The 20,812-nt window shown below is 37.4% G+C and carries 22 protein-coding genes, 2 tRNA genes and 1 pseudogene; all 25 read right to left on the bottom strand.

Annotated features, from left to right (window positions below; all coding sequences use genetic code 11):
• Positions 1-249: 249 nt before the first annotated feature.
• Positions 250-321 (bottom strand) — tRNA-Glu (locus tag QUF99_RS03700).
• A gap of 11 nt (positions 322-332) precedes the next feature.
• Positions 333-406: transfer RNA gene (locus QUF99_RS03695), tRNA-Met, on the bottom strand.
• Between the two features lie 171 nt (positions 407-577).
• Positions 578-1,069, bottom strand: a complete 492-nt coding sequence (locus QUF99_RS03690; RefSeq protein WP_289368699.1) for a S1 domain-containing RNA-binding protein — start codon at positions 1,067-1,069, stop codon at positions 578-580.
• Positions 1,070-1,156: 87 nt separating this feature from the next.
• Positions 1,157-1,516 (bottom strand): cell division protein DivIC, encoded by a 360-nt coding sequence (gene divIC / locus QUF99_RS03685; RefSeq protein WP_289368698.1) that lies wholly within the window; start codon positions 1,514-1,516, stop codon positions 1,157-1,159.
• On the bottom strand, positions 1,513-2,166 hold the full coding sequence (yabQ, locus tag QUF99_RS03680) for a spore cortex biosynthesis protein YabQ (RefSeq protein ID WP_289368697.1): 654 nt from the start codon (positions 2,164-2,166) through the stop codon (positions 1,513-1,515). The genes divIC and yabQ overlap by 4 nt, the downstream gene beginning before the upstream one ends.
• Entirely contained in the window at positions 2,163-2,471 is a 309-nt protein-coding gene (yabP, locus tag QUF99_RS03675; RefSeq protein ID WP_289368696.1) for a sporulation protein YabP, read from the bottom strand. Before yabP ends, yabQ begins: the two co-directional genes overlap by 4 nt.
• A 58-nt stretch (positions 2,472-2,529) precedes the next feature.
• The gene (locus QUF99_RS03670) at positions 2,530-2,805 is read right to left on the bottom strand and encodes an RNA-binding S4 domain-containing protein (protein ID WP_286123058.1); all 276 of its coding nucleotides are present in this window, start codon (positions 2,803-2,805) and stop codon (positions 2,530-2,532) included.
• Between the two features lie 12 nt (positions 2,806-2,817).
• Positions 2,818-4,281: a bifunctional methyltransferase/pyrophosphohydrolase YabN gene (yabN, locus tag QUF99_RS03665; RefSeq protein WP_289368695.1), complete on the bottom strand. Its 1,464-nt coding sequence runs from the start codon at positions 4,279-4,281 to the stop codon at positions 2,818-2,820.
• 12 nt (positions 4,282-4,293) lie between these two features.
• Positions 4,294-5,895, bottom strand: coding sequence for a putative polysaccharide biosynthesis protein (locus QUF99_RS03660; RefSeq protein ID WP_289368694.1), 1,602 nt, complete (start codon positions 5,893-5,895; stop codon positions 4,294-4,296).
• 323 nt (positions 5,896-6,218) lie between these two features.
• Positions 6,219-6,755, bottom strand: a complete 537-nt coding sequence (gene spoVT / locus QUF99_RS03655; RefSeq protein ID WP_289368693.1) for a stage V sporulation protein T — start codon at positions 6,753-6,755, stop codon at positions 6,219-6,221.
• Positions 6,756-6,890: 135 nt separating this feature from the next.
• Entirely contained in the window at positions 6,891-10,421 is a 3,531-nt protein-coding gene (gene mfd, locus QUF99_RS03650; protein ID WP_289368692.1) for a transcription-repair coupling factor, read from the bottom strand.
• A 106-nt stretch (positions 10,422-10,527) separates the two neighbouring features.
• Positions 10,528-10,752, bottom strand: a complete 225-nt coding sequence (locus QUF99_RS03645; protein WP_286123053.1) for an anti-sigma-F factor Fin family protein — start codon at positions 10,750-10,752, stop codon at positions 10,528-10,530.
• Positions 10,753-10,822: 70 nt separating this feature from the next.
• Entirely contained in the window at positions 10,823-11,383 is a 561-nt protein-coding gene (pth, locus tag QUF99_RS03640) for an aminoacyl-tRNA hydrolase (RefSeq protein WP_289368691.1), read from the bottom strand.
• 72 nt (positions 11,384-11,455) lie between these two features.
• On the bottom strand, positions 11,456-12,409 hold the full coding sequence (locus QUF99_RS03635; RefSeq protein WP_286123051.1) for a ribose-phosphate diphosphokinase: 954 nt from the start codon (positions 12,407-12,409) through the stop codon (positions 11,456-11,458).
• Between the two features lie 18 nt (positions 12,410-12,427).
• Complete coding sequence (gene glmU / locus QUF99_RS03630; protein ID WP_289368690.1) at positions 12,428-13,807, bottom strand: bifunctional UDP-N-acetylglucosamine diphosphorylase/glucosamine-1-phosphate N-acetyltransferase GlmU; 1,380 nt, start codon at positions 13,805-13,807, stop codon at positions 12,428-12,430.
• Positions 13,808-14,102: 295 nt separating this feature from the next.
• Positions 14,103-14,396: a septation regulator SpoVG gene (spoVG, locus tag QUF99_RS03625; RefSeq protein WP_000454042.1), complete on the bottom strand. Its 294-nt coding sequence runs from the start codon at positions 14,394-14,396 to the stop codon at positions 14,103-14,105.
• A gap of 151 nt (positions 14,397-14,547) precedes the next feature.
• The gene (locus tag QUF99_RS03620) at positions 14,548-14,922 is read right to left on the bottom strand and encodes a RidA family protein (RefSeq protein ID WP_289368689.1); all 375 of its coding nucleotides are present in this window, start codon (positions 14,920-14,922) and stop codon (positions 14,548-14,550) included.
• Between the two features lie 220 nt (positions 14,923-15,142).
• Positions 15,143-15,991, bottom strand: a complete 849-nt coding sequence (gene purR, locus QUF99_RS03615) for a pur operon repressor (protein WP_289368688.1) — start codon at positions 15,989-15,991, stop codon at positions 15,143-15,145.
• A 54-nt stretch (positions 15,992-16,045) separates the two neighbouring features.
• A complete protein-coding gene (gene ispE, locus QUF99_RS03610; RefSeq protein WP_289368687.1) occupies positions 16,046-16,915 on the bottom strand; it encodes a 4-(cytidine 5'-diphospho)-2-C-methyl-D-erythritol kinase in 870 nt (289 codons plus the stop codon).
• 195 nt (positions 16,916-17,110) lie between these two features.
• The gene (gene sspF / locus QUF99_RS03605) at positions 17,111-17,290 is read right to left on the bottom strand and encodes an acid-soluble spore protein SspF (protein ID WP_483298587.1); all 180 of its coding nucleotides are present in this window, start codon (positions 17,288-17,290) and stop codon (positions 17,111-17,113) included.
• A gap of 91 nt (positions 17,291-17,381) precedes the next feature.
• Positions 17,382-17,645, bottom strand: a complete 264-nt coding sequence (gene veg, locus QUF99_RS03600) for a biofilm formation stimulator Veg (RefSeq protein ID WP_286125162.1) — start codon at positions 17,643-17,645, stop codon at positions 17,382-17,384.
• A gap of 279 nt (positions 17,646-17,924) precedes the next feature.
• Positions 17,925-18,788: a sporulation peptidase YabG gene (yabG, locus tag QUF99_RS03595; RefSeq protein ID WP_289368686.1), complete on the bottom strand. Its 864-nt coding sequence runs from the start codon at positions 18,786-18,788 to the stop codon at positions 17,925-17,927.
• Between the two features lie 114 nt (positions 18,789-18,902).
• Positions 18,903-19,775, bottom strand: coding sequence for a 16S rRNA (adenine(1518)-N(6)/adenine(1519)-N(6))-dimethyltransferase RsmA (rsmA, locus tag QUF99_RS03590; protein ID WP_289368685.1), 873 nt, complete (start codon positions 19,773-19,775; stop codon positions 18,903-18,905).
• The gene (rnmV, locus tag QUF99_RS03585) at positions 19,772-20,329 is read right to left on the bottom strand and encodes a ribonuclease M5 (protein ID WP_289368684.1); all 558 of its coding nucleotides are present in this window, start codon (positions 20,327-20,329) and stop codon (positions 19,772-19,774) included. Before rnmV ends, rsmA begins: the two co-directional genes overlap by 4 nt.
• A 292-nt stretch (positions 20,330-20,621) precedes the next feature.
• Positions 20,622-20,788: pseudogene (locus QUF99_RS28675) on the bottom strand (3D domain-containing protein); the annotation flags it as partial.
• Positions 20,789-20,812: the final 24 nt, after the last annotated feature.

Below are 20,812 nucleotides of genomic sequence, written 5' to 3'. Positions count from 1 at the left end.
CTGCATAGTTTTAATTACTGCAATTATAAAAGAAAGTTATCGGAATTTTTGTCAAAACAACAGTTATCATCATCATAATCGTTCGACTTTTTATTCAAAATAACCCTATATATATACAAGTTGTTAAGAAAAAAAGTATTATTAGATAGAAAATTCAGAAAATAAAGAGCGTTTTTGTAGAATAATTGTACATCTTTACAATTCCTTAATAAAAAAAAGATCATGCACATATGCATGATCTTTTTTAGATGACCCGTACGGGATTCGAACCCGTGTTACCGCCGTGAAAGGGCGGTGTCTTAACCACTTGACCAACGGGCCGTTAAAATATATAGCGGCGGAGGGGATCGAACCCCCGACCTCACGGGTATGAACCGTACGCTCTAGCCAGCTGAGCTACACCGCCATGTCGTTTTATTTAACGGACAATTAGTATCATATCTCAAACCTTATATGAAGTCAACATATTTCAAAAAAGTTTTTCATTCTTTTTTTAAATACTTATATTCACATAAAAAAAGCACCCCTGAGTGACCACTCGGGGGTGCTTCTCTATACTTTAAATAAACGGTAAGTTTTATCCGCGACGAGCGCCACGGCCACCACGTTTAGATTCTGTATTACGCTTTAAAGAAGTCAAACGATCTTCACTATCTTTTAAGAAGCGCGCCATCTTTTGCTCAAATGTTTCTTTTTGATTTGTGTTATCACGGCCACCACCACGGTTATCCCTGCTAAAAGAGCGATTACGCTGCGGACGCCCAGAACGTTGCTGATCACGATCACCACCACGTGGATGTTCACTGCGTGGACGATCTCCCTCTGTTCTTTCACGTTCTTTGGCTTTTTTAATAGATAAACCAATTTTGCCATCTTTCTCAACGTTGATAACTTTCACTTCTACTTGGTCGCCTACTTTTAAATGATCATTAATATCTTTCACATAGTTATCAGCGACTTCACTAATATGAACAAGACCCGTTAAGCCTTCTGGCAGCTCTACAAAAGCCCCAAAATTTGTAATACCTGTTACTTTACCTTGTAACTTGCTGCCTACCTCGATTGACATAAAAAAAATGCTCCTCCTTAGTGGTTAAAAAGTCAAATTTTACTTTATTATATATAATCCTAAAATATAGTGTCAATAAGACGTGCTCTACTTAGAAACAGGAAAAATTATCTCCCCTTTTCCGGAGAAGAAATAATCCCTTCTAGCAATCTTTAAAACATGCTCTTCGTCATTCAATTTCCGAACGTCATCTTTTAGCTTTTTTTCTTTCGTCGTTAATGCATTCATTTCTTTTTTCATTTCTTTAACCTTAGCCTCTTTTGCTTTAATGGAACTATTTTGCTGATAAAATGTCACACCAATACTCAAAATAATTGTAAAGGCAAAGACAAGAAAGACTGCCAAACGACGATACAAGCGCCTCCTGTTTTCGTTCGTTTGTATTGTATGTTCTTTAACAGGATTTGGATTCTGTTCTCCGATCGACCTTTGTTTCAGTTCCCTCATTTCCGAGGTCCCCCTAACTTCTTTTTTATACGCTCCCAAACTAGAGAGATATACTTCTTCAATTTCTTTGTATGTTGCAGAAACCCTTCGTGTCTCTTTATGAAAAGTTTAACACGGTTAGGGAGAAGTTTCCATATAAGCAAAGTAAGAAATCGAACAGGCCAGAAAAAAACTTTCCATATGAAAAGTAATATCCCAATTAAAAACTTCCACAATACATTCCCAATTGAAAGTAGTATACGAAATAAAAATAATATAAATGCAATAATGAGCTGTGTCATAATAATAACAGGTTTTATCACGAGTAGCTGTACAATTTGAATAAAAAATTGTATCATCCGTAAAAAAACATGAATGATAAGGTTCAATATTCGCATGTACAATGATTTCAATAAGCTTTGATATGCAGCAAAACCACAAAGTAATGCTACAAAAACATATATTCGTAATTCTGCTTCATTCACGAGCAACAATACATAAAAAACAAATAGTGCTTGGACAATCCAAAATAGTATATCATGTATAAATACAAGCCAACGCTTACGCTCTGTACGTTTTAAAAAGCGTTGGTATGTATCTAACGCAGCTCCGATCCAAGCACCCATGCCGATCATAGAAAGCATTGTATACAGTTGAACTGTCAAACTCATTTAAACAACTTGCTAAAGAACCCTTTAGCTTTCTCCCCTTGTTGCTCATCAATATACATTAACTCATGAATTTTACCTTTAATGGACACAATGCCTTTTTCAACATCCAGGTTTTTCATTTGTAAGTTTTGACCGCGAATTGTTAAAAATCCCATTACAGTTTCTAATAAAAATTCTTCACTATCAAAACTCTCTACTTGCTTCACCCCAGTAATATCAATTACACGTCTTCCTCTCATAATGATATCATGCTCTACCGAAACGTTTTGTTGATTAGAAGACGAAACTGAGTAACCTTTATTCACGTCCATCCCCCCATAGCTTTATACTGTCTAGTATCAATGTATGAGAGGAAAGAATTGTTTAGAACAAGCCTTCTTCTGCTTTCACTTTCTCTTCGCGAACAACAGTGTACATATTGGCCGCATCTTCTTTTTTAGTTGTTTCTTTTAATTCATTGATCTTTACAGTTACTACTTTTTGTCCAAAACGAATCGTTAATTCATCATCTACTTTTACAACAGAGCTTGCCTTCGCCGCCACCCCATTAATTGCAATTCTTCCTTGGTCAGCAACTTCTTTTGCCAATGTTCTTCTTTTAATTAAACGTGATACTTTTAAAAATTTATCTAAACGCATCTCATTTCCCCCTTATTCCCTCTCGGTCTGCTTCGCTTCTTCCCACAGGATGTCCAATTGCTCTAACGTTAACTCCTGCATCTCCTTGTTCATGTCAGCCACTTTTGCCTCCATGTATAAAAAACGACGCATGAATTTCTCATTTGTTGTATGAAGGGCTTCTTCTGGATCCAATTTATAATGACGGGCAATATTAACAAAGGCGAATAATAAATCTCCAAATTCACCTAACATTTTTTCTTCATCCATCTTTACAATTTCTTGTTGGAATTCCCGCCACTCTTCCCAAGCTTTGTCCATCATCGGCTGCACATCATTCCAATCAAAGCCAACTTTCCCTGCTTTTTTCTGAATTTCATATGCGCGCATCAGCTGCGGTAAACTTTTTGGAATTCCCGCTAAAACCGATTCTCTTACATGCCCTTTTTCTTGTTTTTTAATTTCTTCCCAGTTTGAAACAACTTCTTCTGCATTATCAACGTCTATGTTTCCAAACACATGTGGATGGCGACGTACCATTTTTTCAGATAACGTACGAATGATATCATCAATAGAGAACCACCCCTCATCCTCACCAATTTGAGCATGAAGCATGACTTGCAGCAGTACATCACCAAGTTCTTCAACAAGGTGATCATCATCCTCTTCATCAATTGCTTCCAATACTTCATACGCTTCTTCAATTAAATATTTCTTTAACGACTGATGTGTTTGTTTTTTATCCCATGGACAACCACTAGGCCCACGAAGCTCAGCAATAATTTCTCGCAGTACATCAAACTGTTGATATAACGCATCACGCTCTGCAACAGGTGGCACGTACACGCTCGTTAAGTTATTCAGCTCTGTTTCATGATCCAACAAATAAAGGGGTACTTTTTTCACTTGTTCAAACGATGTTCCTGCAGCCGTTACAATATATACTTCGTATTCATCGGGTAACATTTCCATTAATGTTAGTTTCACTTCAGATGCAATAAACGCATCGTATACTTGGCAGAAAATTAAATGTTGACGTAATTCTAATTGTCCTCGTTCAAATGACGTAGCGTCAATTAGCTGAAACCCTTCAATTGGATCAATTTTCAAACTAGCAAACATTGGGTCTAAAAAGCTTTGTCCACCTTCGATACGAACTTCAATTTGCTCAGTTTTTCCTTTTTGTAAAAGCAATTGAACCGTTCGTTCTGCAACAAGTGGATGACCTGGCACGGCATATATAATATCTGCCCCTTGCGCTTTGCTCATCAACGTATTTGCAATTGTTTCATATACAACCTCAAACGTATCATGGGCTTCATATATATCATCAAAAGCGGTATACTTTATACCCTCTTTTTCTAATTCTTCGATAACAGGGTGTTCTTTCGTTCGCACATACATATGATCTGCTTCTCTTATTTTCCGGCACACACCCATTGTCAGCTGATCTAATTCACCAGCTCCTAATCCTAAAATGGTAATTACTCCACTCACAACCAGTCACCTCTATCCACTCTTCTTTAATGAAGCTTGTACTTTATCTTGCTTCATAACCGTTCCTAATTCTTCCGTTGTAAAAACATGTAATTTCATAATCAAAAATACATATACCAATCCACCAACTGCTACACCTGTCATAGCTTCAATCACAGCTAACCCTCTATGACCTCCATCACTGACTAGTCCGAACCCTTCATACATACGCATAAATAACATTAATATAACAACCATACCTAACCCACCGATTGTTACACCAAATATATTTTGCTTATGAATAAGAGGTTCTTCAACAATGCGAATAAGCAATGCGCTATTTAACAAAGCAATGCTCATGAGTGCAATGACAGTTGCAATCGCCGATCCAGTTACACTAAAGTGCGGCATTAACAGATGATTTAACAATAATTTCAAACAACCTCCAAATACAACAAAGAGGGCCGGTTTTGCCGTTTGACCTAATCCCTGCAAGATAGAAGCTGTCGTAATTGATAACGAACTAAATAAAATCGAAATCGCTAAAATAGCCAATACACCAGAGCCTTCACTGTTTTCAAACAGCATAATGTTTGTCGGCCTAATAATGCACGCTAACCCTAATGCTGCACCTAATCCAATCACAAATGTAATTTTCATTGCTAACTTTACTTTTTCACGAATAAAAAAGTAATCCCCTCTCTCTTTCGCTGCCGTAATTAGAGGAATAAGAGAGAGTGAAAATGAAGTTGTCACAACCGTTCCAAGCTGCATAAGAGGAATACTTCTGTCATACACACCTTTTAATACCTTCGCAATTTCCATTGGTTCTCCTGCACGAACAAGCAAGGTATAAAATGAAACCGAATCTGCCATTTGTATAAAAATTAACACTAGGTTACTGACACAAATGGCCATTCCTTGCCAAAAAAGAATTCGAACCATCTTTTTCTTGTTTCGTATGTTTTTCCACCCTTTTAGGAAGATCGAACGGACATGATGACGCATGTAAAATAAAAGTACGCCTACACCAACGACTCCTCCCACGATGGATCCTAACATTGCACCTGCCCCAACCATATATAAATCAAATCCATGTGCCATAAGAAGCATCGATAAAAATACAATAATTGACACGCGGATTGTTTGCTCGATCACTTGTGATACAGCTGTCGGCATCATATTGTTAAAACCTTGAAAATACCCTCGTGCAACAGATAAAAAAGGCATCAACAAGAAAGAAAACGAGATAACCCGCAATAACTTATCTAAATTCGCATCACCCATGACTGAGGCGATCGTACGGGCACCAAAAAACAATGTAAAAAAGCTAATACAACCGATACCTAACAGGAACCAAAAGGAAACAAAAATAATCTCTTCTGCCTCTTTTTGCTTTCCTTTCTCCAAACGCTCCGCAACCATCTTAGAAATAATAGTCGGAAAACCATAAGTAGCTAGAACTAAACAAAATCCATAAAACGGGTAAATTTGTTGATAAATATAAAACCCGACATCTCCCGCTATATTTTGATATGGAATACGGTAAAAGGCGCTTAATACTTTCGTGACAAAACTCGCAATTGTTAATATGATAGCTCCGCGCCAAAAGGCTTGATACTTCTTCGCTTCCATACGAGAAAACTCCTTTTTCCTATTCTCATCCCTCGTATTATATCATAAAGAAAAAAGCAGACTTCCATTTAGATTTATACAATATAAAAAAGGTAGCAGGGTGCTACCTTACAATCAAATATGGTTCCACTTTCCGAACAATATTTGATACGTTTTATAAAGCAAAACCATCAGCAGGAAAAACACCTGCTGATGGAAGTTTCGCTTTACCCCGGTCTTACAGGCGGTACATTTCAGCCTTCCACGGGGATAACCGCCTCTATAACCCCGATTGGCTCAGCTAACCGTCAGCAGGAGAAACACCCGCTGACGGAAGTTTCGCTTTACTGCTCCATTTGTTTCGCTAAAAAGCTTGCGGCGGTATTTACCGCTTTATGCTCTACTTCACTTATAATTGCTTCTTTCGAAAAAATGACAACAGCTCCAATCGGGTCTCCATTTGCAACAATTGGGCCGATTGTATAAGAGGTAACCTTTTCTGCTACCCCATCAACAATAGAAATTTCGCTTTCATCTGTCATAACAACAGATTTTCGGTCTTCCATTGCCTTTTCAACTAAATCGCCAACACTTTTATTTAAATACTCTTTCTTTGATACTCCTGATACAGCGATAATAGAATCCCTATCACAAATCAGTATATTATGTCCTAAGCTATCATATAAGGCCTCTGCATATTCTTTTGCAAAATTACCCAACTCGCTAATTGGAGAATATTTTTTCAAAATTACTTCTCCATCGCGATCAACAAAAATTTCTAATGGGTCTCCTTCCCGAATGCGCAGAGTCCTGCGGATTTCTTTCGGGATAACAACCCTACCTAAATCATCAATTCGACGTACGATTCCAGTTGCTTTCATTCTAATGCTGCCTCACTTTCTACTGATGATGAAAGTGGTGAATTTACCTGTTCATGTAAAAATCACCAACTGTTAAACATAGTATTTTACACATTAGTTCTTCTATGCACGCCGAATTACATTTTTTATCCTGATTTAAGCATTTATCACTTCTTTTTTCACATCAGACAGGCCTTTTAATAAATTTTCAGCAATTGTTAGCCATTTTGACGTTTCTAATCCATTAATTTTCATCACAACTTTCAGACGAGAGCCTTCCATGCCGAGCCCAATCATGCGACCAAAGCTATTTCCAAGCATAAATAGCTTTCCGCCATCAATATTTTGGCTTGCTTGCTCAGAAAATAAGAATGTGACTTCAAGTTTCGTCTGTTTAATAAGCTCAATTTGCTCTTTCATTGCTAATACTTTAATACTTGCAATTTGTAATAAATATCCGACTTCCTGCGGATATTCTCCAAAGCGATCAATCATTTCTTCTTGTAATTCCTCAATATCTTCAATAGCGGAAATGCCTCTAAATTGTTTGTACATCATAATTTTTTGCTTACTATCAGAAATATAAGCATCCGGTAAATATGCATCGACCTCTAAGTCAATTTCGACATCAATTGTACTTTCAGCTCCTTGTGTTCCTCTGCGCTGTTCAATTGCTTCTTTTAACATTTGAGAATATAAATCAAATCCAACAGAATCAATAAATCCATGCTGCTCTGCACCTAATAAGTTACCAGCACCACGAATCGATAAATCACGCATCGCAATCTTGAATCCAGATCCGAGTTCCGTAAATTCTTTAATTGCTTGTAAACGTTTCTCAGCGACCTCTGACAACACTTTATCACGCTTATATGAAAAGTATGCATAAGCCACACGATTTGAACGCCCAACACGCCCACGAAGTTGATACAACTGCGATAATCCCATACGGTCTGCATCGAATACAATCAATGTATTTACATTTGGAATATCAACACCTGTTTCAATAATGGTTGTACTTACAAGCACATCGTGCTGCCCATCTAAAAATGATAGCATCACAGACTCCAACTCGCCCTCATTCATTTTTCCATGTGCATACGTCACACGCGCATCAGGGACTAGCATAGAAATTTCATCTGCTTTTCTTTCAATATCCTCAACACGATTATATAAGAAGTAGATTTGGCCACCCCGTGCAAGTTCCCTCTCTATCGCTTCTCGAATCAATCCTGGATTATACTCAACCACATACGTTTGTACCGGGAAACGATTTTCTGGAGGTGTTTCAATAACAGATAAATCACGTACACCAAGCATAGACATATGAAGCGTACGCGGAATTGGTGTTGCTGTTAACGTCAATACATCAACATTCGATTTCAATTGTTTAATCTTTTCTTTATGCGTAACACCAAAACGTTGTTCTTCATCAATAATGAGTAATCCTAAATCTTTATAAGTTACATCTTTGGATAAAATACGATGTGTTCCAATAACGATATCAACTGTCCCATCTTTTAAGCCTTTGATTGTCTCATTTTGCTGCTTTCTTGTGCGGAAGCGGCTTAACAAGCCAATATTAATCGGATAATCTTGAAAACGCTCTCGAATCGTTTCATAGTGCTGCTGAGCAAGAATCGTTGTCGGTACTAGAATCGCCACTTGCTTTTCGTCCATAATTGCTTTAAATGCCGCACGAATCGCCACTTCTGTTTTACCGTATCCAACATCACCACAAAGAAGTCGGTCCATGGGACGTCCGCGTTCCATATCTTTCTTAATTTCTTCAATAGAACGCAATTGATCTTCTGTCTCTTGATATGGGAATAGTGATTCGAATTCTTGCTGTTCAGAAGTATCTGGTGTATATGCATACCCTTTAGACGCCTCGCGTTCTGCATATAATTTAATTAAATCATCCGCGATATCTTGTACAGATTTTTCTACTTTTGTCTTTACTTTCTTCCAATCATTTCCTCCCAATTTATAGACTTTCGGCTCTTTCCCTTCCGACCCTACGTATTTCTGCACTTGATCTATTTGTTCAATCGGTACATATAATTTATCATTACCTTGATATTTAATATTCAAGTAATCTTTATGAACACCGTTAATCTCTAACGTTTCAATCCCTAAAAACTTACCAATACCATGATTCACATGAACAACGTGGTCGCCAACTTTTAGCTCCGAATAGCTTTTAATACGCTCTGCATTCGATAGCTTTTGTTTGCGCTGTGATTTTTTTACCTTTTTATGGAAAAGTTCCTTCTCTGTGATGACAACAAATTTTTGCATCGTCATTTCAAATCCTGCATGTAAATCACCTACAGCAATTTGAAGGCGGCCAGGAAGTAATACATCTGTAGATTGTATAATATCTGCTTCAATATCATAATCACTTAAAATATATTGCAGCTTTTTTGCGCGTTCTTCATCTGTTCCTAGTACAACCGTTGTAAAATTCCCCTCGGTCCATCTATCAATTTCAGTTTTTAATAGCTGCATTTGCCCATGAAAATCTTGCATTGTTTTACATGTTACATTCACAAGATTCTGCGGATGTGTGTGCGCAATATGACGTAAAAATAATGTTAAATACACAAAGCTTCTTTTCTTATGATGCATAAACTCTTCGAATTGATGAGAGAACACCAAATCCTGAATAATTGAACCTTCACCAAGAAGTGACGTATACCATTCTGCCTCTTCCGTATCAAGATGAGATGCCGTTTCTTGAATACGTGAAACTTCATCTAAAATTACGACACCATTTTCAGGTAAATAATCTATTAGACTAGCAGGTTCCTTGTAGAAGATAGATAAATATTTAAACATCTGCTCGATAATCTGTCCGTTTTTCAGTACCTCTATTTCATGACTAACCGTTTCAAGTACTGCTGTTTTGATTTTGTCATCTGAAAGCTTCTGCATCGTCTTCATTAATCCTTCTTCAAGACGCTCCACTCCAAGTTCTAACTCACCTTTTGAAAACAGGAACTCCGTTGCAGGACCGAACCGTATGCTTTCCTTTTTATCTTGAGAGCGTTGTTCTTCTACATCAAACGAACGAATAGAATCTACTTCCGTATCAAAAAATTCTATGCGAAGCGGCAACTCCTCAGTTAACGGATAAATATCTAATATGCCACCACGGAGGCTAAACTCTCCCGGAGCCTCTACCATCGATTTACGCTCATAACCAATATGATGTAACGTATGAAGCAACGCCTCTAAATCAATCTCTTGCCCTAGACGGATTTCAATTTGTTTTTGCTTCCATAGTTCTTTTATAGGTAAAAATCGGCGTAATCCAGCAACAGGAACAACAATAATCCCACTCTCACCCATCGCTAAACGATTTAATACTTCGATACGCTGCGCCTTTAACTCTGGACTTGCGACCCCAATTTCTGATGCAATTAATTCATTAACTGGATATAGCCATACGTCTTGCTCTCCAATCAGTGATACTAAATCCTCATATACTTTTTGCGCTTGATATAAATTGTGTGTCACAACAAGCTGCGACCGCTTTGTCTTTTTATATAAGGCAGCCATTAATAAAGAACGCGAAGAAGTTGCCATACCAGATACCAATTGTTCTCTCAAACCTTCTTCTAGCCCATTCATAATGGATTGTATTTCTTTATTTTTATAAAATTGCTCTAGTAAACCTATCATTTTCAAAACTCCTCTCAACATAAAGAGCAAGTTAATATATTTTTATGCAAATATTTTGGAAAAAGAAAACAGAAAAATGCTTTGGGCGCGCCAAAGCGATAACATTTTATTGCAGAAATAGTTCATACTCATAATATTCAGGATAAGATGAGAGCGTTTCTTGGCACGATTCACAAATTGTTTTTATATATATATTTCCATTTTCGTGAAAATGAATCATTTCTAACCGCTCTTGCTCTGTTAGTTGAAATAAAACTTGACTGTATACTTTTTCCGCAGCAATGGAACCTACGTTACATCCACAGTGTCTGCAGTAATAATGTCCGTCCATAGAATCCTCCTAGTCGTACAATTACTACTAGTATGGATATAAACATAAAAAAATATTCCTGTTCCAAACATTAATTGTTAAAAGTATTCATAACTTGGAGAAATGGTTTCTTCAACCATTCTTCACATGCATCAGCAGCTTTTTCAATCGATTGTTCCACTTCAGGTAGCTCTTCCGCCTGAAAACGACCTAGTACATAATCCACTACTTTCATGCCGTTTGTCGGGCGATCAATCCCCATGCGAATGCGCTGGAATTCTTGAGTTCCTAAATGTGCAATTGTCGATTTCACACCATTATGGCCACCCGCACTACCTTTCATGCGAAGACGTAATTTCCCTACTGGAATATCTAGATCATCGTACATCACAACAAAATCTTCCACATCAATTTTATAGTAATCCATAAGAGGACAAATACTTTCCCCAGATAAATTCATATACGTAAGTGGTTTTAATAAAATTACTTTCTCCCCATTAACGAATCCTGCACCAAATAAACCTTTGAACTTTTGTTCATTTAAAAAGATGCCCCATCGCTTTGCAAGCTCGTCAATTGCCATAAATCCAATATTATGCCTTGTTAATTCATATTCTCTACCTGGGTTCCCAAGTCCTACTATTAATTTCATTCTTGTACCACTACTTTCTTTTTACGATACGAAAAGACGTAACCAAAGTTGGTTACGTCTCATTCTATCCAATTAATTAAATAATACGCTCACAGATTCTTCTTCGTAAACACGAATGATTGCTTCTCCGATTAATGGAGCAACAGAAAGTTCATGCACTTTATCAATTTTCTTCTCTTCTGGTAATACAATAGAGTTTGTTACAACTAACTCTTTAATATTTGAATTTTGAATGCGTTCAATTGCTGGACCAGATAAAACTGGGTGTGTACAGCAAGCATATACTTCAGAAGCACCGTTCTCAACAAGAGCGTTTGCAGCTAATGTAATTGTACCAGCTGTATCAATGATGTCATCAATTAAAATTGCTGTTTTTCCTTCAATGTTACCGATGATATTCATAACTTCCGATACGTTCGGACGCGGACGGCGTTTATCAATAATAGCAATCGGTGCTTTTAAGCGATCTGCCATTTTTCTTGCACGCGTTACACCACCATGGTCAGGAGATACAATTACAATATCCTTAAGACCTTTCGTCTCGAAATAATCAGAAAGAATCGGTACACCCATTAAGTGGTCGATTGGAATATCAAAGAACCCTTGAATTTGTGGAGCATGTAAATCTAGAGTGATTACACGAGTTGCGCCTGCTGTTTCAAGCAAGTTTGCTACAAGTTTCGATGTAATTGGCTCACGAGAGCGTGCCTTACGATCTTGACGTGCATAACCATAATAAGGAATAACAATGTTAATTGTTTTTGCAGATGCACGTTTTAATGCATCAATCATAATAAGTAATTCCATGATGTGTTCGTTTACCGGAAAGCTTGTAGATTGAATAATGAATACATCGCAACCACGAATACTTTCTTCAATGTTAATTTGAACTTCTCCATCACTAAAACGGTCAACAGAACATTTCCCTAATCTTACTCCAATGTGATTTGCAATTTGCTCTGCAAGTTCCTTATTAGAGTTTAAAGAGAATACTTTCAAGTTAGAATTTAGATATTGAGTCGACATCTAGATTAACCCTCCACATTATGATTTTTTCTTGTTCAGCAATTGATCAACATAGTCTTCTTTGTTTGTTTGACGTGCACGTGCAATCGATAATGCTTTTGATGGGACATTTTCTGTAATTGTAGAGCCCGCCGCAACATAAGCACCATCTTCAACTGTTACAGGAGCGACAAGGTTTGAATTACAACCAATAAATACGCCATCACCAATAACTGTTTTAAATTTGTTCTTGCCATCGTAGTTCACCGTAATTGAACCACAACCCAGATTCACGTCTTCTCCAATTTGTGCATCTCCGATATAACTTAAGTGAGAAGCTTTACTTCTATTTCCAAAAACAGTCTTTTTAATTTCCACAAAGTTTCCGACACGTACCTCGTCACCGATTACAGAATCTGGACGAATGTGTGCAAACGGACCAACTGAAACATCTTTACCAATCTTACTATCGTGTATAGTAGATTGGCGAATTGTCGTATGATCTCCGATTTCACTATCACGCACTACTGTATGTGGTCCAATTTCACAATCAGAACCAATTACAGTATTTCCTTCGATAACTGTTCCTGGATGAATAACTGTATCACTGCCGATGATTGCATCTGCAGAAATGTATGTGTTATTTGGATCGATGATTGTAACACCATTTACCATATTCTTTTGGTTGATACGCTTTTTCATAATGTTTTCCGCTTGCGATAGAGCGACTCTGTCATTAACACCTAATGTTTCATCAAAATGCTCTGTTTGATAAGCCGATACAATATGACCTTCATTTTTCAAAATTTCAATGACATCTGGAAGGTAATATTCACCTTGAACATTTTCGTTTGAAACTTTAGAAAGCGAAGCAAATAGTGCCTGATTATCGAAACAATACGTACCCGTATTAATTTCTTTAATAGCTCGCTCTACTTCATTTGCATCTTTATGCTCAACAATTTTTTCAACATGACCATTCTCATTACGAACAATGCGGCCATATCCAGCAGGATCTTCTACGTATGCTGTTAGCACTGTTGCTTTCGCCCCTGCTTCTTCATGATGCTTTAACAATGCTTCCATTGTTTCTGCTGTTATAAGCGGTGTATCACCACAAATAACTAAAGTTGTTCCTTCTTCGTTTACAAGTACATCAGATGCTTGCTCAACTGCGTGTGCTGTACCAAGTTGTTCTGATTGCAATGCAAACTCACTTACGCTCCCTAGTTGTTCTTGTACTTTTTCAGCACCGTGCCCAACGACTGTTACAAGTTTCTGCAATCCTAATTGAGATACCTGATCAACTACATGCTGTACCATTGGTTTTCCACATACAGGATGAAGCACTTTGTATAGCTTGGACTTCATACGTGTGCCTTTGCCTGCAGCTAAAATCACTGCAAATCTGTTTGACATATAGACCCTCCATCGCCACCTATTTATCCATTAAAGATATTATCCTAAATCATTATATATTTCAAGAAACACGGCATAACTATTAAATTTTACCATACTTCTTATGAGATGTTTTACTCTTTAGTATCTTTTTTTACGAAATAAGCTATACTATTTTGAAAAATTTTGCAGAATTTAGAAGTTATTTTATAATGAGGAGCAATTGAAGCGAAAAAAACAAACTCCTGTAAGTGGTTACAGGAGTTTGCGACAAAATTATAGAGCCCTTTTTCCTAGAACTCTTTTTATTCGAATTTTACGAAGCACCGGCTTCTTCAAACTCAACTTCTTCTAACTCGCCTAAACGGTGATACTCGGTTAAAACCGCATCTTGAATTTTAGAGCGTGTGTTAGAATTAATTGGATGAGCAATGTCACGGAACTCCCCATCCGGAGTACGTTTGCTTGGCATTGCCACAAATAACCCATTATTGCCATCAATTACACGAATATCATGAACAACAAACTCATGGTCTAGTGTAATGGAGGCAATCGCTCTCATGCGGCCTTCTGTGTTTACGCGGCGTAATCTTACGTCAGTCACTTCCATCTTGTGTTCACCACCCTTTTCTAAATAAGCGATATATTTGTATAAATTCCACAAATTTTCTATTTTCCCTTTAATTTTTATAAAATTTTTAAAATAAAAATTTTATTTTAATGTAATATAAGGATTAATGGGAGTTATCGCTTACAAAACCTTATTTTACAAGGGCGATGACTTCAATTTCGACGGCAACATCTTTCGGTAATTTTGCAACTTGTACACAAGATCGAGCTGGTTTATGTGTAGAAAAATATGCTCCATACACCTCATTTACATTATTAAAGTCATCCATATCTTTTAAAAACACAGTTGTTTTTATAACTGTCTCAAATGATGCCCCAGCTTCTTCTAATACAGCCTGTAAATTTTGAAATACTTGTTCTGTCTGTACCTTTACATCTCCTGTTACAGGCTCTCCATTTGCTAATAATGGAATTTGTCCTGAGCTATAAAACATATTATTTACGATTACCCCTTGTGAATATGGACCAATTGCTTGTGGTGCTTGATTTGTTTGAACTACTTTCATATTTCTCACCCTTTTGTCCTTTTATAATTTTATTTTTCTTGAATAGGCAGTAACCTTACACTCCCAAAAAAGGATGCCAATACAAACTCAATTTTGTTCCGCTCACCATGAATGGGAGCCCCGTGCTAACGGGCGGTAAGTCTTTAGTAGTAAATAAAAGACTTACCGTCCGTTAGCACTTTTACTTTACAAAAAAAGATAAAGCTCCTGCTTTATCTTTTTATTCAGCTTCTACAAGCCCTTCTGCAAATGGTACAAGTGAATAGTTTCCTTTTTCCATTTGAATTGTTTTCTCTTTTATATCTACTTCAAATAAACGAATTAACGAAACAAAGTTATCAATAATTCGTTCTTCAATGTCACTTGACTCTACTAATACACCAATTCCAACAACATTAGCCTTAAATTCTTCCAGCATACTGATCATGCCTTGAATCGTTCCGCCAGCCTTCATAAAGTCATCAATGATTAACACATTGGAACCTTCTGGAAGACTACGCTTTGCTAATGTCATCGTTTGAATACGCTTAGATGAGCCAGATACATAATTAATACTAACTGTCGGTCCTTCTGTTACCTTATTATCTTTTCTTGCAATCACAACTGGAACGTCTAAATAGTTTGCTACTGCATATGCAAGTGGAATCCCTTTTGTTGCCACCGTCATAACAGCATCAATTGGCTGTCTTGCAAATACAGAAGCAAAGAGACGCCCCGCTCCATTAATATAACGCGGATTACTTAAAAGATCCGTCATATATAAGTACCCACCTGGAAGAATACGGTCTGGATTTTCAAATAACCCACAAAGCTCATCAATAATCTGATTTGCCTCCACTTCACTTATATATGGAATATATTTCACTCCTCCTGCTGCACCTGGTACCGTTTGCAATGTGCCGACCCCTTGTTGTTCAAACGTTTGCTTAATAATGACTAAATCTTCACTAATAGAAGATTTAGCAGACTGATACCGTTCAGCAAAAAAAGTGAGAGAAACTAACCGACGAGGGTTTTGTAACAAATAATAAGTCATATCGACCAATCTTGTACTACGTCTAATTTTCACACTCTCACCTCAAATCACGAATATTCTAAACAAATCATAACGTATTATACGTCTTTATTCAAGGGTTTCTCGTTCTCCTAGTAGACGCACGGCATATACTTGCTCACAAAATCCTTTTAACCCATTATAAATGCGGTTCATACGCGAATCATGATGGACTAATCCAAACACAGTTGGCCCACTACCACTCATTAAAACTGCATCCGCACCAAAGCGCTTCATCTGTGCCTTAATATGAGCAACTTCAGGATGCATCGCAAACGTCACATCTTCTAGCACATTTCCAACAGCATGACAGATTCCTTTGTAGTCACCTTGCTCTATGACTTCAACCATTTGATCTACATCGGGATGTATTACGCGATTTAATTGTAAGTTTCCATATACATCAGCAGTTGATACCCCAATATGAGGCTTGGCCAAAATGACCCAACAAGAAGGAGGTGTCTTTATATGTTGTATCTTTTCTCCTCTTCCTGTAGCGATTGCTGTCCCTCCATACACACAAAAGGATACATCTGATCCGATTTTCGCTCCAAGATCGGCCAATTCATCTATTGTAAGACCTAGATTCCATAGCTTATTAAGACCGCGTAATGTAGCTGCAGCATCGCTGCTTCCACCTGCTAATCCCGCCGCTACTGGAATTGTTTTTTCAATTGCAATAGACACGCCTTTCTTCACTTTAAATCTCTCTTTTAATAACTTCGCTGCTTGATAAGCCAAATTTCGTTGGTCGTCTGGGACATACCGATTATGGGATACGATTTCGATACGGTCTGCTGATAACTCCGTTAACTCTAAACGATCTGCTAAATCGATTGTTGTCATAATCATTTTCACTTCATGATAACCGTCCGGTCTTTTCCCCAGTACATCTAACGACAGATTAATCTTTGCTGGTGCTTTCACTAGTAGCTTCAATCTATTCACCCACTCTATGTACTCAATCTTTTATCGTTTATTTTACCATAAATTTATAGCAAGACGATGACACTTCCCTAATTATAACGAAAAGCATTCAGAATGGAACTACTTATACACAATGAAGAAACTTTTTGGCGTGCAAAAAGCCGAGGAATTTCTCCTCGGCTACCGTAGCATAGAAGTATCTTACAACTACTGGTTCTGTTTCATCAATCGCTGCTCTGCAATTTCAATGGCACGTTTCACCATATTACCAGCATCTTTCGCACGAATTCCGCCCCATCCTTCTTTCTGAACAACATCATAAAATCCAAGCTCCTTTGCAAGCTCTTCTTTAAATTGATTTGACATGACTCCTTTTCGTCTACTCAATGCAAGTCCCTCCTTATGTTGCTACGGTATAATTAGTATGAGAGAGAATGTTTCTCTTTATTTATGGGAATATATGTAACGAAACAAATGATTATCCTAAAATAACCTCGTTATGTGGGTCATCATAAAATGTCAATTCCACCGTTTCTGTTAAAACATCCGCATAGCTATAAGAAACGCGTTGCAGTGTATCTTCTTGTTGATCAAGTTGTACAACAAAAACAGAACGATATGTTTCTGCTAGCACACCAGACTGCTCCACTGTCTTTCTTCTTCCACTATTCGCCTTTAACATAAGTCGCTGCCCAAGATGATGATCTAATTCGCTTTTAATTTCATCTAAACGTTTTGACATATACCTTGCTACACCTCGCTGTAATTCAGATTGAATGCATGAATACATGATATATCTATCCCAATCATTGACTGTCAGTAACAGGCAATATCTTCGCAAGAACCTAATGCGTTCGACTAGGTAGAAGAAATGCTATTTTATAAAAGTATCATTGTATAGTCTGTACCTTCTTATGTTTTTTTATCCAAACTCTTACAAATCCTTGTTAAATGTACATCATTTACTATGTTATATGAAACTTTCCTGCATGGCAAAAAGCAAGGTACATATACACCTTGCTTACTCTTCGTAATGTTGAAAGGGTAATCCCGTTCGTAAAATTCCTCGGGTTTCAATCCCGCCAAGGCCTTTTTCTCCAGTAATTGTATTGCGCACAACATCCCATACATTCACCCGTTCCATAAAAGAAGTAAAGCTAACCTTCCCTACTACATACACTGGATCTAATGCATGAATATTAATACGTGATGGTGAGCTTGCAAAATTAGCCCCCGCTCGAATCAATGCTTCAAAATGAGACTGACATGCTCCAGCAAAAATAACAACTTGATCTAAAGATGGATATTTTTTCCGAACTTCCCGAACAGCCTGTACAAAATGCCTAGAATGACGGTAAGCTGCTAAATCACCCATACCCCCTTTAGATTTTGTATATGCATCATGACCTGTAATTACCAAAATATCAGGGCGAAAATGATCTATTAAATCCACTACCTTTTCATGCATTTCTATTTCTTTACAATGAACACCTTGAACTGGAACACCCAATTTTGTATATAAATCTAAACACTTCCGTAAATACAACGGGTCTCCATCTATATGCAAAACCCTCCCTGGCATTTGAAAGTAATTCACTTCACTCGTATATCCACCTGTAGAGTTATGTTCATGACGTTGCTTCATCAATACATAGTCTTGTTGAAATAAGCGATACGTTCTCTCCATCGTTTCCTTTTCACGTTTTTCTCTTTTTTTATACTCACGCTGATCAATTGCAACTAAGTCTTCAAGCGGCGCATCTGCCACAAGTCGTACCTCTTCTCCAAACAGTATGGCGATTTCGCCTTTTATTTCTGTAATACGAAAAAGAATGTCTCGGTTATAAGACCGTCGTTCTACTAAATCCCCAACATGTACAACCATTGTTCTACCTCCAAATTCATTGGGCCATCTCACTAACCATGTTCTGTTTTTAACGTATGAATTTAGAGTAAAAAGGGTGACAAAAAGGACAGCTCTAATGGAGCTGTCCTTTTATTATTTATGAGAAATTAACGCATTGCTTAATGCTGCAAATTCTTCAATGGATAATGTTTCGCCTCTTCGTTTTGGATCAATTCCTATTTCTGTTAATATACGATCTAATAACTCTTTATCTTTTGGAAAATCATTTAAGTTATTTGATAAGCTATTCATTAACGTTTTACGACGCTGTGCAAAACTCGCTCTTACTACCTCAAAGAAAAATTTCTCATCCGCTACTTCTACAATCGGTTTCGGACGTTTTAAAAGACGAATAACCGCTGAATCTACATTCGGTTGCGGTACAAATACAGTGCGCGGAACTGTCATCACTGTTTCCACTTCAGTGTAATATTGAATTGCAATAGATAAAGAACCGTAATCTTTTGTTCCTGGCTTAGCCGCTAAACGATCCCCTACTTCTTTTTGCATCATGACAACAAAGCCACGAACTGGCAACTGTTCTTCCAGTAATTTAAATAAAATGGGCGTTGTCACGTAGTATGGTAAGTTTGCTACTACCATTACATCTTGTCCTTCTTCAAATTGCTCTTGGAACACTTCGTGTACGTCCGCTTTTAGAACATCCTTATTAATTACTGTTACGTTATCGTAGGGAGCCAAAGTCTCATCTAGGATAGGTAAAAGACGCTGGTCGATTTCAAACGCTACCACTCTCTTAGCACGTTTTGCAAGCTGCTCTGTTAATGCACCAATACCCGGTCCAATTTCAATTGCTCCGCTCTTCGGCCCAACCTCCGCATAATCAACAATACGATTTAATACATTTGTATCAATTAAAAAGTTTTGCCCTAAACTCTTTTTGAATGAAAATCCATATTTTTCAACTATATCTTTCGTGCGATTCGGCGTTGCGATATCCTTCATTTCTTTTCCTCCTGTAATACTTGTTTATATGCTTCCGCAAATGCTTCTTTTGAAACTTGAAACATTTGTAAACGTTTATGTAACTGCTTTGCATTCGTATAACCGATCTTTAATAATTTACCGATTCTTTCTCTACGACTTTTTGCCTGTTCTCCGCCCACCAGACCAGCGTCTACTAAATCGCTCCAGCTAATATCACTCGTATATGTTTCCATTTCTTCATGAACATTTTCTAAAGCACGACGAATCGATTCGTTAGATGCATGTTCAATTCCTACCCCTTTATTTCGCTTGGCAATCGCCTCTTCTTTCGGTAAGAAAGCATGCTTACATCCCGGAACTTTTTCAGAAATGATTTTCCGAATGCGCTCTCCGGGATAATCAGGATCCGTCAAAATAATAACGCCTCGTTTTTGCTGTGCTAATTTTACTTGTTCAATAACATGATCACCGATTGCTGAACCGTTCGTTTCAATTGTATCTGCATTCACAGCACGCTTAATCGCAACTGTGTCGTCTTTACCTTCTACAACGATAATCTCTTTAATTTTCATGCCTGCCTCCACACTCATTTCGTCTCTACTTAGTAAAACAAAAAAACGACTACTTTTCCATTATTATTTTCCCATTCATAGAATTTAAAAAGCAGAGGAGACAAAATCCCTCTGCTCACCATTATTCCCCGCACTAACGGGTAGTAAAATTTCCGCTTCAAAAACTTAAACAATTAAAAGGCTTACATACAGAATAACTGCCCACAAAAGCTCAATTGGTGAATACGAACCATAAGCAGTGGAACCTTTTCCACTACGGAAGTCTCACTTTAATTTTTGCTTATTTTCTTCCCTATGAATATGCCTGTACTTCTGCTGGCATAAGCAAATCAATACGATTTCCTTTTATTGCAACCCCTGTACCCCTGCAATCGCACGTCCATATCCTTCTCCCCACATTTTCGTACCAAGTAGAATGATACGAGGGTCAACAGCAATTAATTTCACATTTAGATTGGCCTTATAATTATAACTGTCTGTACT

Source organism: Bacillus sp. DX4.1, from assembly GCF_030348195.1.
Lineage (GTDB): Bacteria > Bacillota > Bacilli > Bacillales > Bacillaceae_G > Bacillus_A.
Note: the sequence above shows the minus strand (reverse complement) of the source record. Positions and strands in the feature narration are given on the sequence as shown.

What these genes read in the sequence shown, in the direction of transcription:
- veg (WP_286125162.1), bottom strand. Translation starts at nt 17,645, where the DNA reads ATGTCAAAACGTTTAGATGAAATTAAAAGCGAATTAGATCATCATCTT.
- rnmV (WP_289368684.1), bottom strand. Translation starts at nt 20,329, where the DNA reads ATGAAAATTAAAGAGATTATCGTTGTAGAAGGTAAAGACGACACAGTT.
- spoVT (WP_289368693.1), bottom strand. Translation starts at nt 6,755, where the DNA reads ATGAAAGCAACTGGAATCGTACGTCGAATTGATGATTTAGGTAGGGTT.
- pth (WP_289368691.1), bottom strand. Translation starts at nt 11,383, where the DNA reads ATGAAATTAATAGTAGGACTTGGGAACCCAGGTAGAGAATATGAATTA.
- yabQ (WP_289368697.1), bottom strand. Translation starts at nt 2,166, where the DNA reads ATGAGTTTGACAGTTCAACTGTATACAATGCTTTCTATGATCGGCATG.
- QUF99_RS03690 (WP_289368699.1), bottom strand. Translation starts at nt 1,069, where the DNA reads ATGTCAATCGAGGTAGGCAGCAAGTTACAAGGTAAAGTAACAGGTATT.
- QUF99_RS03660 (WP_289368694.1), bottom strand. Translation starts at nt 5,895, where the DNA reads ATGGAAGCGAAGAAGTATCAAGCCTTTTGGCGCGGAGCTATCATATTA.
- QUF99_RS03645 (WP_286123053.1), bottom strand. Translation starts at nt 10,752, where the DNA reads ATGGACGGACATTATTACTGCAGACACTGTGGATGTAACGTAGGTTCC.
- yabG (WP_289368686.1), bottom strand. Translation starts at nt 18,788, where the DNA reads ATGGTTGTACATGTTGGGGATTTAGTAGAACGACGGTCTTATAACCGA.
- rsmA (WP_289368685.1), bottom strand. Translation starts at nt 19,775, where the DNA reads ATGAAGGATATCGCAACGCCGAATCGCACGAAAGATATAGTTGAAAAA.
- mfd (WP_289368692.1), bottom strand. Translation starts at nt 10,421, where the DNA reads ATGATAGGTTTACTAGAGCAATTTTATAAAAATAAAGAAATACAATCC.
- QUF99_RS03635 (WP_286123051.1), bottom strand. Translation starts at nt 12,409, where the DNA reads ATGTCGACTCAATATCTAAATTCTAACTTGAAAGTATTCTCTTTAAAC.
- divIC (WP_289368698.1), bottom strand. Translation starts at nt 1,516, where the DNA reads ATGAGGGAACTGAAACAAAGGTCGATCGGAGAACAGAATCCAAATCCT.
- spoVG (WP_000454042.1), bottom strand. Translation starts at nt 14,396, where the DNA reads ATGGAAGTGACTGACGTAAGATTACGCCGCGTAAACACAGAAGGCCGC.
- QUF99_RS03670 (WP_286123058.1), bottom strand. Translation starts at nt 2,805, where the DNA reads ATGCGTTTAGATAAATTTTTAAAAGTATCACGTTTAATTAAAAGAAGA.
- QUF99_RS03620 (WP_289368689.1), bottom strand. Translation starts at nt 14,922, where the DNA reads ATGAAAGTAGTTCAAACAAATCAAGCACCACAAGCAATTGGTCCATAT.
- glmU (WP_289368690.1), bottom strand. Translation starts at nt 13,807, where the DNA reads ATGTCAAACAGATTTGCAGTGATTTTAGCTGCAGGCAAAGGCACACGT.